Annotated in this window: 14 protein-coding genes, 1 tRNA gene and 1 riboswitch; of the genes, 12 read left to right on the top strand and 3 right to left on the bottom strand. The window is 32.9% G+C overall.

What is annotated here, in order from left to right; translation table 11 throughout:
- The first annotated feature begins 24 nt into the window (after positions 1-24).
- The 7 genes from CLAU_RS17515 (at position 25) to CLAU_RS17545 (ending at position 9,320) form a co-directional block, all read left to right on the top strand.
- Positions 25-1,110, top strand: coding sequence for a hydroxymethylglutaryl-CoA synthase (locus CLAU_RS17515; protein ID WP_023163256.1), 1,086 nt, complete (start codon positions 25-27; stop codon positions 1,108-1,110).
- A gap of 15 nt (positions 1,111-1,125) precedes the next feature.
- On the top strand, positions 1,126-2,355 hold the full coding sequence (locus CLAU_RS17520) for a thiolase family protein (protein ID WP_023163257.1): 1,230 nt from the start codon (positions 1,126-1,128) through the stop codon (positions 2,353-2,355).
- 22 nt (positions 2,356-2,377) lie between these two features.
- Positions 2,378-2,818, top strand: a complete 441-nt coding sequence (locus tag CLAU_RS17525) for a Zn-ribbon domain-containing OB-fold protein (protein ID WP_023163258.1) — start codon at positions 2,378-2,380, stop codon at positions 2,816-2,818.
- A 280-nt stretch (positions 2,819-3,098) separates the two neighbouring features.
- Entirely contained in the window at positions 3,099-4,388 is a 1,290-nt protein-coding gene (locus CLAU_RS17530; protein ID WP_023163259.1) for an MFS transporter, read from the top strand.
- A gap of 269 nt (positions 4,389-4,657) precedes the next feature.
- Positions 4,658-5,944: an MFS transporter gene (locus CLAU_RS17535; RefSeq protein WP_023163260.1), complete on the top strand. Its 1,287-nt coding sequence runs from the start codon at positions 4,658-4,660 to the stop codon at positions 5,942-5,944.
- A 360-nt stretch (positions 5,945-6,304) separates the two neighbouring features.
- Positions 6,305-6,538, top strand: coding sequence for a hypothetical protein (locus CLAU_RS17540; protein WP_023163261.1), 234 nt, complete (start codon positions 6,305-6,307; stop codon positions 6,536-6,538).
- Between the two features lie 301 nt (positions 6,539-6,839).
- Positions 6,840-9,320 carry an HD domain-containing phosphohydrolase gene (locus CLAU_RS17545; protein WP_023163262.1) on the top strand — a complete coding sequence of 827 codons (2,481 nt, stop codon included), beginning with the start codon at positions 6,840-6,842 and terminating at the stop codon, positions 9,318-9,320.
- 1 nt (position 9,321) lies between these two features.
- Here the strand turns inward: CLAU_RS17545 and CLAU_RS17550 are convergent, their stop codons facing one another.
- Together CLAU_RS17550 and CLAU_RS17555 are read right to left on the bottom strand one after the other, a co-directional pair.
- Positions 9,322-9,726 carry a YsnF/AvaK domain-containing protein gene (locus CLAU_RS17550; RefSeq protein WP_023163263.1) on the bottom strand — a complete coding sequence of 135 codons (405 nt, stop codon included), beginning with the start codon at positions 9,724-9,726 and terminating at the stop codon, positions 9,322-9,324.
- Positions 9,727-9,799: 73 nt separating this feature from the next.
- Entirely contained in the window at positions 9,800-10,249 is a 450-nt protein-coding gene (locus CLAU_RS17555) for a YsnF/AvaK domain-containing protein (protein ID WP_013238151.1), read from the bottom strand.
- 366 nt (positions 10,250-10,615) lie between these two features.
- On the opposite strand from CLAU_RS17555, the gene CLAU_RS17560 reads away from it, so the two are divergent.
- Positions 10,616-11,248 carry a YczE/YyaS/YitT family protein gene (locus tag CLAU_RS17560; protein WP_023163264.1) on the top strand — a complete coding sequence of 211 codons (633 nt, stop codon included), beginning with the start codon at positions 10,616-10,618 and terminating at the stop codon, positions 11,246-11,248.
- 334 nt (positions 11,249-11,582) lie between these two features.
- Positions 11,583-12,536, top strand: coding sequence for a MerR family transcriptional regulator (locus CLAU_RS17565; RefSeq protein ID WP_023163265.1), 954 nt, complete (start codon positions 11,583-11,585; stop codon positions 12,534-12,536).
- Between the two features lie 41 nt (positions 12,537-12,577).
- On the opposite strand, the gene CLAU_RS17570 is transcribed toward CLAU_RS17565, so the two are convergent.
- On the bottom strand, positions 12,578-12,946 hold the full coding sequence (locus CLAU_RS17570; RefSeq protein WP_013238154.1) for a winged helix-turn-helix transcriptional regulator: 369 nt from the start codon (positions 12,944-12,946) through the stop codon (positions 12,578-12,580).
- 161 nt (positions 12,947-13,107) lie between these two features.
- Here CLAU_RS17570 and CLAU_RS17575 point away from each other — a divergent pair, with 161 nt between their 5' ends.
- The 3 genes from CLAU_RS17575 (at position 13,108) to CLAU_RS17585 (ending at position 16,177) form a co-directional block, all read left to right on the top strand.
- Complete coding sequence (locus CLAU_RS17575; RefSeq protein WP_013238155.1) at positions 13,108-13,926, top strand: dienelactone hydrolase family protein; 819 nt, start codon at positions 13,108-13,110, stop codon at positions 13,924-13,926.
- A gap of 77 nt (positions 13,927-14,003) precedes the next feature.
- A riboswitch (FMN riboswitch) is annotated at positions 14,004-14,117 on the top strand.
- A 159-nt stretch (positions 14,118-14,276) separates the two neighbouring features.
- On the top strand, positions 14,277-15,797 hold the full coding sequence (locus CLAU_RS17580; RefSeq protein ID WP_023163266.1) for an FGGY-family carbohydrate kinase: 1,521 nt from the start codon (positions 14,277-14,279) through the stop codon (positions 15,795-15,797).
- A gap of 304 nt (positions 15,798-16,101) precedes the next feature.
- A tRNA-Met gene (locus CLAU_RS17585) sits at positions 16,102-16,177 on the top strand.
- The last annotated feature ends 435 nt before the right edge of the window (positions 16,178-16,612 follow it).

Consider the following 16,612-nt stretch of genomic DNA (forward strand, 5'->3'; position numbering starts at 1 on the left):
AGAACAAAATGAAAGGAGAAAATGATGAATAAAGTTGGTATTATAAGTTATGGTGTGTCTTTACCAAAAAAACGTTTAGCTGTGGAGGAAATTATTGAATTATGGCAGAATAGTTCCTTGGATCTAATTAAGAATAAACAAGGGGTAAAAGAAAGAGGGGTTCTTGGATTTGATGAGGATTGCAATACTTTTTCTGTAGCAGCTGCGAAAGAAGCATTTAAACAAAATGGAAATGCAAAAGAAATAGGAGCTTTATATTATGGTACTTGTACAAATCCATATGATTCAAGACCTTCAAGTACAATTGTTCAGGAAGCATTAGATATGGATTATACTACAAAATGTGTGGACGTACAGTTTTCTACTAAATCCGGAACTACTGCTATGATTAATGCAATGGCTATGGTTGGTTCAGGAATAAGTGATAAGGCAATGGCAATTGGTGTAGATACAATAAACCGTCATACAGCACCAGGAGATTTATTGGAGCCATATGCTTCCTCAGGTGCTTGTGCAGTTGTATTAGGAACGGAAGAAGTTATTGCGACCATCGATGGAATAGAATCATATTCATTCGATTTGTCTGATGGGTTCCGTGTGGAAGGAGAACGTTATATTAGATCAGGTATGCTTCTTGGCAGTGCCAAAAATGAAGTTGGGTTATATGCCAATACAGTAAAGGCAGGACAGAATCTAATGAAGAAATTAGGTTCAAAACCGGAAGACTATAAATATGCTGTATTCCAACAGAATACTCCAAGAACTTCTTATGGAATTGCAGGTAAGCTTGGTTTTACAAAAGAGCAGGTGGCACCTTCTATATATGCAGATGCTATTGGCGATACAGGATCCGCTTCCGCTATGATAGGATTAGCAAAAGTTTTAGATGTTGCTAAACCTGGAGATAAGATTTTGGTAGTTTCTTATGGATTCGGAGCTGGAGCAGATGCAATTGCACTTACAGTTACAGATGCTATTAATCAAATAAGAGGAAAGGCAAAAACTATTCAATCATTAGTTGAGAATAAGACTATGGTTGACTATAAAACAGCTATAAAGTCCGAGTATAAATATATTAGGCATTCATATCCATTAAACGCATATCTATAAGGAGGGAGTAAGATTATGAAAGAAAAATTAAAGAGAGCGGCAATTGTAGGAATTGGTACTACTGCAAAACCAGGAAATATTCATCCATATAAAACGTGGAAAGATTTAGTAGCTGATGCTGCTTATGAAGCAATTGGAGACGCAAAAGGATTAAAACCAAGAGATATTGATGGAGGCGTTATTGCTTACCATGGAGAAGGAGTAAATGAACAAGGCGGTATAGGAGGCAGTGTTGCTGATTTACTTGGTATTGCTCCAGCACCTGTATTTCCACATTCTATGAATTGTTCAGGAAGTGCAGTTGCATTGAATACAGGATGGGAAATGATCGCATCTGGAAAATACAAAAGAGTTTTAGTTATGGGATTTGAAAAAGAAGGAGATAACATTAATTATACTGAAAATATTAATATAAGTTTCGATACTGAGTACGATTATATGTTTGGATTTAGACACAGAGATGGATTTGAACTTATGAGTAACTACTATATGAAACATTATGGTTACGAAGATTACACTTCTTATGCAGCTATGTCTTATGCAGCACATACTTATGGAAGAATGAATCCAAAAGCATCTGTATATGGAAAGCCAATGCCTGAGTTTGAATCACTAAAAAATGCTAATTCATGTTTTAGTATGATGGGAGAAGGAGCAGCAGCAGCTATCTTAGTACCAGAGGAAGATGCATATCTTTATACAGATAAACCTGTATTTATTGAAGGAATTAGTTTGGCTTGTACATCACATTACATAGCACATAGAGTAGGTGAGCCACCAATGGGACCAGACTTCCCAGAAGGCTTAAAGAAAGAAGAAACTTACGGACAATCTGTAGCGTTGATTGCAGCAGCACGAGATGCTTACGATATGGCTGGTATAACAGCAAAGGATATTGATGTAGCTCAAGTATACGATTTGACAGCGGGGTCATTCTGGTTCTTAGATGGATTGGGAATTACAAAATTTGGAGAAGGCGGAAGGTACTTTATAGAAGGAAAAGCTATGCTAGATGGTGGTGCTGTACCAATTAATACAGATGGTGGTAACATCGCAAGAGGACATGCTTCTGGCGCAGACGGATTGAATCAAGTAATTGAAGATGTAGTTCAGTTACGTGGAGATGCAGGAGAAAGACAGGTAAAGGATGCAAAAGTAGGTGTTGCAGCATGTGTTGGTAGTGCATTTGCCCATATGACAGTTGTAGTATTGACAAATGATAAGTTTAAGAGAAAAGAAGCTTAATATTTAAAAGGAGGAAATCAAGATGAGTGCAGAATTTCAAGAACAGATTTATAGACATACAACTGCTAGTGCAACCAGAAGCTGGCGTGAGAGGAGGGGCAGATATCTTCTTGAAGGAACTAGATGTAAAGATTGTGGTGCAATTCATTATCCAAGAAGAACTGTATGCTCAACTTGTAATAGCAGAAACTTAGAACCATTTAAGCATCCTACTACTGGAACTATTGTAATGGCTAATATATGTTGGCAAGCAACAGGAGTGCATTTTGGATACGGTGAAAATATTCCTAGAATCTCTACTGTAATTCGTTTAGATGATGGAGCTACAATATTAGCAGAAGTAGCGGATACTGATATTCCTAAAATTGTAGAAGGTGCAAGGGTGGAAATGGTATTAAAGAAACTCCATCGTGAAAGCAATTCTACTTGGATGTATGGATACAAATTTGTAGTAGTTGATTAGTAATAGAAGATAGTATCAAAAGTTTACATTAAAGATTTTGTATTGATACTATATTAAGACCACTATTGTAAAGGTTTTAAGGAGAGCCACAGATACGACGAAGCATATCAGTACTTACATAAGTCTATTCAACACTTAATTTTAATGATCTTTTATAATTAAGTTTCTTTAGAGCAAAAAAGTAAGTTGGATGTACACAACAAATTTGAGGTAGTTATTTCTCATTGCATTTCGTATCTGTGGCTAAATTTATGCACAATATTAATGAGGAGGAAAATATATGGAAGAAAAGATTTCTATACCAAGTAGTATTAAAAAGATGACAGTTATTTTGGTTTTGGCATATTTATTGAATTTTATTGGTTTTACATTTACATTGTCTACCATGGCGTTAACAGGAAAGAAACTTCTATCAGGTAGTGGAGCTGCGGGAATTCCTTTAACTTTATTATCCGCTGTTGCTTTGTTTTCAGCATTACCTTTTGGAAAGCTGGGAGACAAGATAGGCAGAAAAAAATCTTTGATTTTAATTATGTTGTGCTATGTAGTAGGTGATATGCTAGGTGCAATTGCAATTAATTCTAATAGTGGAACCTTGTATCTTGCTTCAATGGCTATACTGGGTATAGGTGTTGGTGCTATGGCACTATTTGCTACTGCTGTAACCGATTTATATCCTGCTAAATTTAAGGGGAGAGCATCAGGATATGCACAGTTAGGTGTTATGGGGGCTAATACATTAGGATATTTAGTTGGTGGACAATTAGTAACCCATTTGGGAACTACATCTGTATATTATGCAGGATTTATTGCTCAGTTCGTATCTATTGCATTGATTTTAAGTTTAAAATTTGATACAAAAGAAGTGGGACTTAAATTACAGCAATATTGGCCTCGTGAAGCTTTTTCAGAACAGGAGCTTAATCCTAAACCAGTAGTGGAAAATGTAAAAAAAGAACATAATAGACCTGCAATTAAGCTATTATTAATATTTCCACTCTTATTAGCTGTGTTGCTTCGTATTTTCATTCATATTGGAGCAAATTTTGTTAATATAGCACTTCCAGTTGCTTTTACACAGATTGGTTTCCCATTGACTACAATTACCATATTTATGACAATTCGTGCTTTAGGATCATTTGTTTCTGCTAGTCCTTGCGGTGCAATTATGGATAAGTATGGTAGAAAGTTTGGGTTTATTACAGCACCTGTGATAACTGCAATTGGTATTCTTTTAATTGGTTTAACTGGAACGGTTCCGCTTATTGTTGTAGGATCATTTTTAATTGGTGTTGGTAATGCAGTAGCTAATGTTGTACCACCTGCAGTAGCTAATGATGTTACCTATTTGCCAGAACGATCTGCTGCGGTGGCTATATTTGGAATTTCGACAAATGTAGGAGGTTTTGTATTCCCTACACCAATGGCGTCTATTTTGCACAATTACAATATAGCTGTCTTGGCTATAGTTAGTGCTGCTGTGCTGATGATTCCTGTAATTTTGAGTTTCTTTATTAAAGAAGTTTCTATTGGACGTTATAAGGGAGTTGAATTGGATAGCGTAGACTAACAGAATATGCATGTTACTAACAGAAAAAGAGTTATAAGTAATTAATTCAAGAGGTGCATTTCTGAGCAGGTAGTATTAACTAGCAAACTACAGGTGGAACCTATGATAATATAGTAACTCAACCATTATAAGACTAAATACATTAATCACCATAATACAATTTGGCGATTAATGTGTTTATTATGGGCTATAATATGATAATCAAAAAAATGTTTAATTGTATGATTTAATTAAAGTGCACGTTATATAATAAGGGAGGAAAATAGTCTATGGAATACAAAGGGGATAAATCGAAGACAAATCCAACAAGCGAAGAGAAAAATGTAAAGAAAATCGGTTGGATCATAATTTCTTTTTTGTTTTTCTTTCAATTTCTTAATGTTGCTGATAAAATGATCATTGGTCTAGTATCGGTTCCTATTATGCATGAGTATCACCTATCGCCTGCCCAATGGGGACTTGTTGGGAGCGCTTTTTTTTGGCTATATTCATTATCTTCAGTAAGTGGAGGTATTTTGGCAGACAAATTAGGAACAAAGCGTGTGATAAGTTGGATGTGTGCTGCCTGGACCCTCATTCAATTTGCTACTATTTTTGCTGTTAATTTTTCATACTTACTAATAACTCGTATTATTTTAGGAGCAGCTGAAGGACCTAACCAAGCTGTTACTATGACGATGGTAGCTAAATCTGTACCAAAAAGAAGGCTAGGACTGGCATCGTCAATCCCACTTATAGGTGGAAATCTTGGAGCGATAGTTATGGCTCCGATTTGTGGGATTTTAATAGCATGGTTTGGTTGGAGATCTGTGTTTTTACTTACTGGTATTTGTTGTTTCTTGTGGTGGATTTTGTGGGAAGTATTTACTAAAAAATTTACGGAAGTGAGAGAATCCAAGCAAGATAAGCAGAATATTGATAAAATGACCTGGAAAGAAACATTTAAAGTGATTTTATCGAGAAATGTTCTTCTGGTTGCTTTGGCTGGCTTCTTTGGAAACTATTGGTATTATTCGATACTAATGGTATGGATGCCCAACTATATGCAAACAATTCGAGGGGTGAGCGCTAGCGTTATGGCATTCCCAATAATGACTATACTCATTGCACAATTTGGATTATCCATGCTTTCAGATGAAATCTATAAGAATACTGGTGATGTTAAAAAAGCTCGTGTTTCAGTAATATCTATTTGCATGATTTGTGCAGGAATAAGCGTTTATTTAATGACAATTACCAGATCCAATGCTCTTGCTGTTGTTTTCATGTGCCTTGGTGCCTTGGGACTAGTATGGGCAACTCATGCACCAGCTATTATTATGCAATATACTGATCCCAAACATCATGCAAAGACAGTAGGTATGGTTATGTCTATTGCTACCTTGGCCGGCACAATTTCTCCAATTTTAGTTGGAATATTAATTCAAAGTGCTCCTACTGCACTACTCGGTTATCAAAAAACATTTTGGCTAACGTCAGGATTATATGTTATATTTGGTATTCTACTCTGGATTGGGATTAAACCGACAAAATCACTGCCTTTGCAAACAGAATAGAAAATATGTAGACTATAAGCTTTAGAAGTACTATACATTTTTAAATATGAGTGAATGAATAAAAAGCAACTAATTGAATGTTTTATGATATATCTAAACTTAAAATTAAAGATATACCCCCTAATTTTAGAGGTATATCTTTACCCAAAATCAGTAACTTTGCATACTAGTATCGCTTTTCTATGACACCTTATATTGAAACTGTGGTGAAACTGAGTAATTAATATCAAGGATTTTACATAAATTAAATATGAAATTTTTGGCGTAGTTCAAAATAAGCTTAATTACGTCTGCCCTATTTAATTACCTAATTTCCTACCTTCCCATACATATTATTTCAAATAGAAATGTCCATCATATTTGAACTACGCCGAAACTTATACATTTAAAAATGGTGACACTTATAAAGGAGAATGGAAAAATAATAATATAGATGGCAAAGGCAAATCAGATGTATTAGCAAATTCGAAAAATACAGTTTCTCAAAGTAATACTGCAGAGCAAAATAAAATACAAGAAGTTCCTAAAATAGAAACAGCAGATGATGTGCCTCAAATTCCGCAAGTTGAAATTTTGACACCAATACCTTGCTAGATAGAAAGATGTGCAGTGATTTGAGTGTGTGTTTAAATAGTATTTCTAATGATTTTTATCATAGTTAAGTAACATCCATAGGTCTGTGTAAAATAGAATAGACGGGATAAAATAAAAATTACTATAGGATTAAGTTCCTGTAGTAATTTTTATTTTATATGGTAAAAAATGTTAGTGTAGAAGTTTAATAAATCTGATATACTTATAAAAAATGTATTACTTTGATATAAAAATAAATGTAAAAACATACATACTTTTTAATGCAACAGCAGAATGTAAATGACTGTAAAGGAAAGGGGGCATGATTGAAATAAAACATAAAGTTTTTATTATAGTGTTTATTGCAATAGTAACTTGTTTATTGGGTAATAATTTCGGAAAAGCAGTGTTTGCTGATAACAAGGAAAGTGTGAATCCTAATAAAAAAGCTATTTACAAGGTGCTAGGTAATGATGAAAAAAAAGCAGACAGAACAATAATAATAGGTGATGATAAAGATTATCCCCCATATAGCTTTATAGATCAAAATGGTAATCCAACTGGTTTTGATGTAGAACTTGCTAAGGCTGCAGCAGAGGCTATGGGGTTTAAGGTAAAGATTAAACTAAGTGTCTGGAGTGAAGCTATGGATGAACTTGAAAACGGTAAAATAGATGTCATAGCAGGTATGTTCTATTCTAAAGATAGGGAAAAATTTTATTCATTTACAACAAAAACTGCAATAACTGGTGCTGATGTATTTACAAGAAAAGGAGAAAGTATAAAGAACATAAACCAGTTAAGAGGAAAGACAGTAGTAGTTGAATCAGATGAGATATCAGGAGAATATCTAAAAAAACAGAATCTTGGCATTAATTTTGTTAAAGTTCATTCATCTGAGGAGGCACTTAAACTTATATCTATGAACAAATATGATTATGCAGTAGTTTCAACTATAATAGGTCATTATTTTATGAAAAAAGATAAGATTTCAAACATAAAGGGTAATGGATTAGTTATTAATCCTGATGATTACTGTATTGCTGTAAAAAAAGGAAATGAAGACTTATTATTTGCTCTTAATGGAGGTCTGCAAATACTTAAGGCTACAGGAAAATATGATGAGATATATAATAAATGGCTTGGGGTTTATGAAGAAAAAACTTTCTATCAGACAGTAATAGAGTATAGAAGTTTAATAATGGTATCAGTGGCAAGTATACTTCTATTATTATTATGGAATAGAACTCTTAAAAAAAGGGTTGTTGTACGTACAAAGGAATTATTAGAAGCAAATGATGCTTTGAATAAGAGTAAACAGGAGTTACTGGTATCAAATGAAGAAATAGAGGCTTCTTATAATGAATTAGCTGCAATAGAAGAAGAACTTCGAAGCCAATATTATAGACTAATGAAAAGTGAAGAAAATTTAAAGAAAAGTGAAGAACGAAATAGAGCAATAGTAACTGCTATTCCAGACATTATCTTTGTTGTAGATGAAAATGCTGTTTTCAAAGACTGTCAAATAAAAGATGCTTCTGTGCTAATAATGCCTGAAAATGAGTTCATAGGAAAAACTCTTTGGAATGTACTTCCATCTAAAATAGCTGAAACTGGTTTTGAGAAAATTAAGGCTGCTCTTAAAAATAATTCTTTGGAAAGTTTTCAATACGAAATTGATACACCAGTAGGTAAGAAATATTATGAACTTCGGATAGTTAAATGTAGGGAAAATGAGGTTATTGTAATAAGCAGAGATATTACAGATGAAAGAAAAAATCAAAAGAAAATTGAATTCTTAAGCTATAACGATCAACTTACAGGACTATACAATAGGAGGTTTTTTGAAGAAGAGATTGAAAGATTAAATAGCAAAGAAAATCTTCCTCTTACTATTGTTATGGCTGATGTTAATGGATTAAAGTTAATAAATGATTCTTTTGGACATGCTGCTGGTGATGAATTGCTGAAAAAGGTTTCAGCAGTAATGCTCAATGTCTGCAGTGATAAAGGTATAATATCACGTATAGGAGGAGATGAGTTTGTAATACTGCTTCCGAAAACAAATGAACTTGAAGCAGGCAAAATACTTAAGCGTATTTCTGAATTGGCTTCAAAAGAGAAAGTAGAGTCAATAAACCTTTCAATTTCTTTTGGATTTGATACAAAGCATTATGATGATGAAAATGTATTTGAAGTACTGAAAAAAGCAGAAGATTTCATGTATAAAAAGAAGCTTTTTGAGAGCCCAAGTATGAGAGGAAAAACAATTGGTGCCATTATAAATACACTACATGAAAAAAATAAAAGAGAGGAACAACATTCTCATAGGGTATCTGAATATTGTAATCTTTTAGGAAAGGCTATGAATTTACCGGAGGGTGAAATACAAGAACTAAAGACTGTAGGGTTGTTACACGATATAGGAAAGGTTGCCATAGATGAAAATATTTTAAATAAGCCAGGTAAGCTTATCGATGAAGAGTGGGAAAAAATTAAACGTCATCCAGAAATAGGCTATCGAATTTTAAGTTCTGTTAATGATATGGCGGAGATGTCAGAGTATGTTTTAGCACATCATGAAAGATGGGATGGAAAGGGCTATCCTAAAGGACTTAAAGGAGAGGAAATTCCATTAAAATCAAGAATAATTGCAATAGCCGATGCTTTTGATGCTATGACAAGTGAGAGGGCTTATAGAAGTGCTTTATCAAAGGAGATAGCTGTAGAAGAGCTTATTAAGAATGCAGGTATTCAATTTGACCCAGAACTTGTAAAGATATTTGTTGAAAAGGTAGTATAACTCACTTTTTATTGTCAATCACACTTGGAGATCCAGAGACTTTAATCTTAGCCTCCTCCTTTTTTAAGGTTTCTTCAATATGCTGTATCTCTTCAATTTGTTGTTTATATATGGATACATCTTCTAAGATAATTTTATGTTTTACAAATTCTACCTGTTCTTCGCTCAAAGGGATACGTATAAATTCAGTAGAACTATCTTTATGTTGTACATCAGCTGGGCTAAAGGTCTCTTTCTCAATTATAAGTTCTTCGTGTACAACAGGTATAGTAAAATTTTTTTCTTCTGTGAAAGTTTCTTTATGAATTTTTACATTTCCTGTTTGCATCCACTTTTTTGCTATATCAAGCTGTTCTTTTTTAATTTGAAGAGTTGTACTATTGATATTATTACTTGTCTTTGCCATAAATTTTGTCCTCCAATTGTTTAGAAAGACACCTCACGAATTGTGTACAATTTGTGAGGTGTCTCAAATTTAACTAGCTCTGGTTACTTGTACTGTCAACTACATTAGGATCACCAATTTTATTTACTTTAGCTTCTTCTCGTTTAAGAGTTTCATCTATATGCTCTGTATTTTCTATGGCACGCTTATGAGCTGAAACTTCTCCTGATACTACTGTGTGTTTATTTACATCAACTTTTTCTTCACTGACAGGAATTTTAATACTTTCCTCATCAGTTATAGGAGAATCAGAGGCTTCATTGTCTAGGTTTCTTCTTTCAATTACGACTTCTTCACGTGTTACAGGGACATCTACACTTTTTTTCTCTTCAATGATTTCTTTGCTAAGCTCTACTTCACCTTTTTGAACTTTATTTTTAGTAATGTCAAGTTCTTCCTTACGGAGACGAAGTTTTGCTTCATCCTCATCAGTATCTCTTTTATTATCATCATTGTTTCCCAAAAGTCCATTTAATATACTCATATATAGACACCTCCTTAAATAATGACCATTTATATATTGCCCTTTGTGAAGTATATTATCCTGTTTCAATATTGGAAATATGCTAAAGAAAAGGTTCGAGAGTAATTAAAAGTGATATAAATTTTTTATTAAGACTTATGTACAAAATATTTAGATGAGCTTCATTATTGTAAAAGTATGTCTGCATATAAGTTGATTTTTAATTTATAAAGTTTATATAATAGTATTATTACTATTTATATACAATATACGAAGGAAGTGAAAAGAGTAAATAAACAGTAGTTAAAAATTTATAATTTCTACTAAATAGAGTGGCTAAATTTAAAAATGTAAATTTATAGCAAAATTAAGAATCGAGGAATGTATATGAAGAGATTTTATCGTGGAATGATGTACTGTATCGGACTTGTGATACTAGCATTAGGAATTATTTTAAATACAAAAACGGGACTGGGAGTATCACCGATAATTTCAATACCCTATTCTATCTCAAAAATTTGGAATATAAACTTGGGAAATGCAACTATGTGTATTTACATACTGTGTGTAGCTGGACAAGCAGCATTGCGTGGAAAGGAATTTCGTCCATTTGACTTACTACAGGTTCCCATGAGTATTGTATTTAGCCGTATAATTAATATTTTTAATGATATGATAGTCATAAATTGTGATAACTTAATAATGAATTTGCTTTTGCTTGCAGCAGCAATTATTCTAACTGGAATTGGAGCATATATTACAGTCCAAATGAAGATTGTTCCAAATGCTGCAGATGGTTTTACACAGGCACTAGCAGAGCGAACTAAGAAAGGACTTGGACTGGCAAAAAATATAACAGATATATCAAGTGTTATGATCACTGTAATTATTGGTTTGGTGTGTGCTGGAAAAATTGTTGGAATTGGAATTGGAACTTTAGTGGCAGTTATTGGTGTTGGACGAGCTATTGCCTTAACTAATATGCTATTTGGAAAGAAAATGATTGCACTTGTAGAGTAATATAAACAGAGTTCTTCGCGTCAGATGGAGTCAAAACTCCATCTGATGTTTAGAAATCGTTATCCAGGGACGTAGCTGCTCTTTACTCTCACTTAGAGAAAAGCAGATATCCCAAATCTTTGATTTGGTGATAGTCGCTTTCGCTGTGTGCGTGGGAGTATTAGAGCAGCTAGTCATCGGATAAATTGAAATTTTAGGGAGTAAAGTACTAATTATTTGAGAATGACAAGATGTACTTTATTCTTTTTTTACTAAAAAATATATTGACATGTACCTTAGGGATACCATTAATATAAAAAGTAAGATTTATTGATATTGGTGGGAGGAAATATGTATGAATATAAAAGCTGCAGCAGAGAAGACTGGACTTACTAAGAAGGCTATTAAATACTACGAAAGTGAAGGCTTGATTAATCCTTTAAAAAATGTTGAAAACAATTATAGGGAATATTCAGATGAGGATATTATTAGATTAAATTTAATAGGAGCACTTAGAACTTTAGATATACCAATAAAAGGTATAAAGGATGTAATTGCAGGTAAAAAAGGACTGCAGGAAGCTTTAATGGACGCTTTAGAAAAAATAGATGAGAACATAAGTTATCTAGAAAAAAGTAAGTTGATCATATCAAGTCTTATGGAAAAGAATCCAGATGATTATAAGTATTCAGGAGAACAAATTAAAAAGCTGCGGGAAACACTGGAAATGTCTAGAGATAATAAAAAAGAACTTATATCAAATAGTTTGCTTAGAATATTTCCAGGAAATTTTGGAAAAATGTTTGTCGTTATGTATGAGCCATTTTTAGAAGTTACAATTGATAATGATGAAAAGAAGAGGGTATGGTTAAAGCTTGTTGAATTTTTAGATTCTGCTGAGGAAGTAGACGAAAGTGACTATCCAATAGAAGAATTAGATAAGGTAGATGGTGATAATTTAGATGAACTAAAGAGAATCATGAGTAGTCAAGCTGAAAAGATATTGAACTATGATGACAGCGTTAAAAATACTGCAGTAAATAGTCAAATTAAATTTGTAAGATCTTTAAAGAAAGATGAGAAAGTAAAGTGCAGCTTTATTAGATGCATTGAACTTACAAAAAAGTATTGTAAGATAATTAAGCCTATTCAAGGAGAGTTTGAAAAATATCTAGCTGTGCTTAATGAGAGCTATAAAAAGTATAGAGAAAATGACACTAAGATGCTGCTTGATATTGAGAATGGAGTAAAAGACAATCTAGGATTTGGTATAAACGATTTAGTAAAGAGTTTTAATGAAGAAAAATAGAAGATGAATGAGTTAAAAAATGTTTTATTTTAACTGATAAATTATAGTTTCTTGGAATTATTTACACTAAGTGAGCTGCAATAGCCAGCTCCCCATTTGCTAATTATTTCTAAAATAGGTACAACTGTATTACCTTTTTCAGTTAAAGAATACTCTACTTTAGGAGGAATTTGAGTGTATATGTGACGATTTATCAAGCCATCAGATTCAAGTTCACGTAATTGCTGAGTTAATATTTTTTGAGTTATATTATCAAGAGAGCGTTTTAGTTCTCCAAAACGTAAAACCTTATCTTTTAAATGCCACAGAATCAAAGGTTTCCATTTACCACCGATAACGCTTAGTGCTAGTGATATAGAGCATTTATATGGTATTCCATTATGAATCATTATACAATTATTATCATCCATTTTTTATCCTTCTCCCATAAAAGTAGTATCCAAAAGGGTACTACAGCACATTTATGTGCCTACTTAACATTAAAAAATATAATACTATAATTATAGCATAAGTCAAATTTGACGATGTAATTTTGTTAACAAAAAATAAATGCTTTAGAGGAGAATTTAGTATGTTAAGTATGGAGGAAATTTTAAAAAAAGAGGTAGTTTATAAGATAGACAACATGGAGAATGTTAATATATTAAAAAACCTAGTATATAAAACAAATGGTAAGAAAGAATTCTTAATGGATATGTATACTCCTTTTAGTAATGAGAAGGAGGAAAAATTACCTGTTGTAATATTAGTACATGGGGAAGCGAAATTTGTAAATTTTAAAGATGTGGGACAATATACTTCAATGGGAAAGTTAATAGCAGCTTCTGGTTTAAATGCAGTAACTTTTAATCATAAAGTTTTGTCAGAAGGATTTAGCATTAAAGAAATTAATAGTGATATAGATATCCTTATCAAATACTTGGTAGAAAATAATGAAAAATTAAATATAGACAAGGATAAAATTGCTATCTGGTGTTTTTCAGGGGGTGTTCCTTTTGGATTATATGCAGGTATGCACAGGTATTCTAATTATGTTAAATGTATTATTGCATACTATGGCTTGACCGATTTTAAACATGCAGGACAATTACTTGGAATTAATATATCAGATGAAGATGAAGAAGTAGAAAAATATTCACCAATATATCTTATAGATGAAAACTCAAAGAAAATTCCACCATTATTTATTGCAAGAGCAGGACTTGATAATCCAATACTTAATGAATCACTTGATAAGTTTATTACAAAAGCGTTGGTAAACAATTTAACTGTTGATATCTATAATCATCCTACAGGAGGACATGCATTTGATTTATTTAATGATAATGATAGAACATGTGAAATAATATCTAAGTCATTAGATTTTTTAAGAAAGTATTTGATTGTATGAAATAGCCTAGTTTATAGTAATATATGAGCATTGACAGAGAAAAAGCATAATGATATATTAATGGTAAAGTTATATAAAATATCCTTCGGGGTTGGGTGAAATTCCCTATCGGCGGTACAGCCCGCAAGCCATATGGCAGATTCGGTTAGATTCCGAAGCCGACAGTATAGTCTGGATGAAAGAAGGTGGATAAACAAGATGTATATGTTTATTATGTTTACAATCCCCTAGGAGAACCTAGGGGATTATTTTATTTTACTTAAAATTACATATGGATAGTATGATAAAGAAAAGAGGCGAACTTTAGTGGGAGATTGCAATTTCTATGTACCTCTCGCTAAATATATAAAATGGAACATTATTATCTTGCTTTTGATGCAGGAACTCAAAGCGTAAAGGTTGCTGTATATGATAAAAATATGAAATGTGTAGCAAAATCGTCAAATAGGACAACTTTGAAATATCCTCATCCAGGATGGGTTGATATGGATGCAGATGAATATCTTTTACTTACAAGACTTGGCATGAAACAGTGCATAGAACAGTTAAAAAAACAAGAAATTGATCCTAACTTAATTAAAGTAATTATGGGGGATGGAATTATTTGTGGAATTGTAGGTATAGATGAAAGTGGAAAGGCAATTACACCTTACATAAACTATCTGGATTCAAGAACACAGAGTGATGTTGAAGTCCTTAAGAAATTGAATCTTGATATTTGGGGAAAGGAAACCGGAAATGCTGATCCAAGCTGTATGTTTCCAGCACTGCATGCAAGATGGATCTTAGCAAATAATAAAGAATTTCAAAAAAGAGGCAAAAAGTTTGTCCATAATGCTCCCTATATTTTGATGAATCTTGCAGGTTTAGAGAGTGAGGATGCTTTTGTTGATTGGGGAACTATGTCAGGATGGGGCCTTGGATATCGTGTGTATGAAAAGGAATGGTCAGATAAGCAGCTTGATATATTAGGAATAGCTAAAAGCTATATGCCTAAGATTGTAAAGCCCTGGAATATTATTGGTACGTTATCGGAAAGTGCAGCAAAGGAAACGGGATGTCCTCATGGCATACCAATTTGTGCTGGTGCAGGTGATACAATGCAGTCCATGCTGGGAAGTGGAATTCTTGAAGCAAATAAGGCTGTAGATGTTGCAGGAACTTGTGCCATGTTCTGTGTCTCTACAAATGGGATTATTCCAGAGCTTAGTAAAAGAGGAAGTGAATTGATTTTTAACAGCGGCACTTTAGAAAATACATATTTTTACTGGGGATTTGTTAGAACTGGAGGTCTGGCACTGCGTTGGTTTAAGGATAACATTTGTCAAAAATCTGATGATGATAGCTATTATAAACTGCTTAGCAGAGGAGCGGAAAAGGTTGTACCGGGATGCAATGGTGTGATTTTCTTACCATATTTAACTGGTGGATATGGTCAATTTTCAAAGATAAAAGGTTGTTTTTTGAACATGACCTTGGATACAGATCAATTTGCTTTATGGAGGTCTGTTTTGGAGGCTATTGCTTATGATTATATGGAAATTACAAATGATTATAGAAATGCTGGTATCAAAATAGACAGAATTACTATTACTGAGGGTGGAAGTAAAGATGATTTGTGGAATCAAATTAAAGCAGACATTATGCAAAGTGAAACAATTACACTAGAAGTGTCAGGAGGTGCTGTACTTACAGATTGTATTATTGGTGCATATGCAGAAGGTGATATAGAGGACTTAAAAGAGGCACTTGTCAACAATATAAAAATTATCAATAAATATAGTCCAAATGCCAACAATTCAAATGTATATAAGGAGCAGTATGTACTTAGAAAAAGTGTATTAAGTGGTGTGGATAGTAACATAAAGTGATAAAAGTGGTTAGCAGTTAGTTGCTAACTCATTTTTCATAATGAGCTGACTGATACTAGTAGGTCGGAGATTTGACTAATACTAATTGAGAGGTAATACTTATTTTCAGCAAACTATGTCAGGTGTGTCACTATATGAATTATTGGGTATATAGAAGCATAATGAGGTATTGCTATAATATTGTATGGTAAACACCGAATATTGCTAGTTGTTTATATCTGCATATATGATAAGATATCACTTGTCGCTTCAAGAGGCGGCCAGTACAACCAAGGATAGTTGTTAATATAAATGTATATAATGACGCGGGGTGGAGCAGTTGGTAGCTCGTTGGGCTCATAACCCAAAGGTCGTAGGTTCAAGTCCTGCTCCCGCAACCAAGAGTATTATAGTAATTCAGTTTGCATAGTACTATATAAAAGTTATTAATTATATTACTAAAAGATATATAATGTAATGAACAACCTGGAAATAAATTACTAATTGACATGATAAAATAGATGTGATAAGATATAATTCCTGTCGCAACTGAACGATAACTTAGAAAGTTTAATTCATAGTAAATTACTAGTTGACAGGTTGAAACAAAGATGATATACTATAAAAGTTGTCGAAGTGAGGCAGCAAAATGATCCTTGAAAATTAAACAGAGGAAGATATAAGTACAACTTATTTAGAATAAACCAGCAATTCTTTTGAGCTGCGAGAGCAGCTAAAAAAGTAATTTCGTAAGAATAATGTATTATATTTTGCTAACAAGCTGAAATGTAATATATTAAAATCAATAATAACGAGTAGTTCAAGGAAAGCCTTGA

Origin of the sequence: Clostridium autoethanogenum DSM 10061, from assembly GCF_001484725.1 — a bacterium.
GTDB classification, from domain to species: Bacteria; Bacillota; Clostridia; order Clostridiales; family Clostridiaceae; genus Clostridium_B; species Clostridium_B ljungdahlii.

Bases quoted from the DNA above. Each gene is read 5' to 3' on its own strand.
- CLAU_RS17575 (WP_013238155.1), top strand. From the start codon at position 13,108: ATGTTAAGTATGGAGGAAATTTTAAAAAAAGAGGTAGTTTATAAGATA.
- CLAU_RS17570 (WP_013238154.1), bottom strand. From the start codon at position 12,946: ATGGATGATAATAATTGTATAATGATTCATAATGGAATACCATATAAA.
- CLAU_RS17520 (WP_023163257.1), top strand. From the start codon at position 1,126: ATGAAAGAAAAATTAAAGAGAGCGGCAATTGTAGGAATTGGTACTACT.
- CLAU_RS17545 (WP_023163262.1), top strand. From the start codon at position 6,840: ATGATTGAAATAAAACATAAAGTTTTTATTATAGTGTTTATTGCAATA.
- CLAU_RS17535 (WP_023163260.1), top strand. From the start codon at position 4,658: ATGGAATACAAAGGGGATAAATCGAAGACAAATCCAACAAGCGAAGAG.
- CLAU_RS17580 (WP_023163266.1), top strand. From the start codon at position 14,277: ATGGAACATTATTATCTTGCTTTTGATGCAGGAACTCAAAGCGTAAAG.
- CLAU_RS17565 (WP_023163265.1), top strand. From the start codon at position 11,583: ATGAATATAAAAGCTGCAGCAGAGAAGACTGGACTTACTAAGAAGGCT.
- CLAU_RS17555 (WP_013238151.1), bottom strand. From the start codon at position 10,249: ATGAGTATATTAAATGGACTTTTGGGAAACAATGATGATAATAAAAGA.
- CLAU_RS17525 (WP_023163258.1), top strand. From the start codon at position 2,378: ATGAGTGCAGAATTTCAAGAACAGATTTATAGACATACAACTGCTAGT.
- CLAU_RS17515 (WP_023163256.1), top strand. From the start codon at position 25: ATGAATAAAGTTGGTATTATAAGTTATGGTGTGTCTTTACCAAAAAAA.
- CLAU_RS17560 (WP_023163264.1), top strand. From the start codon at position 10,616: ATGAAGAGATTTTATCGTGGAATGATGTACTGTATCGGACTTGTGATA.
- CLAU_RS17530 (WP_023163259.1), top strand. From the start codon at position 3,099: ATGGAAGAAAAGATTTCTATACCAAGTAGTATTAAAAAGATGACAGTT.
- CLAU_RS17550 (WP_023163263.1), bottom strand. From the start codon at position 9,726: ATGGCAAAGACAAGTAATAATATCAATAGTACAACTCTTCAAATTAAA.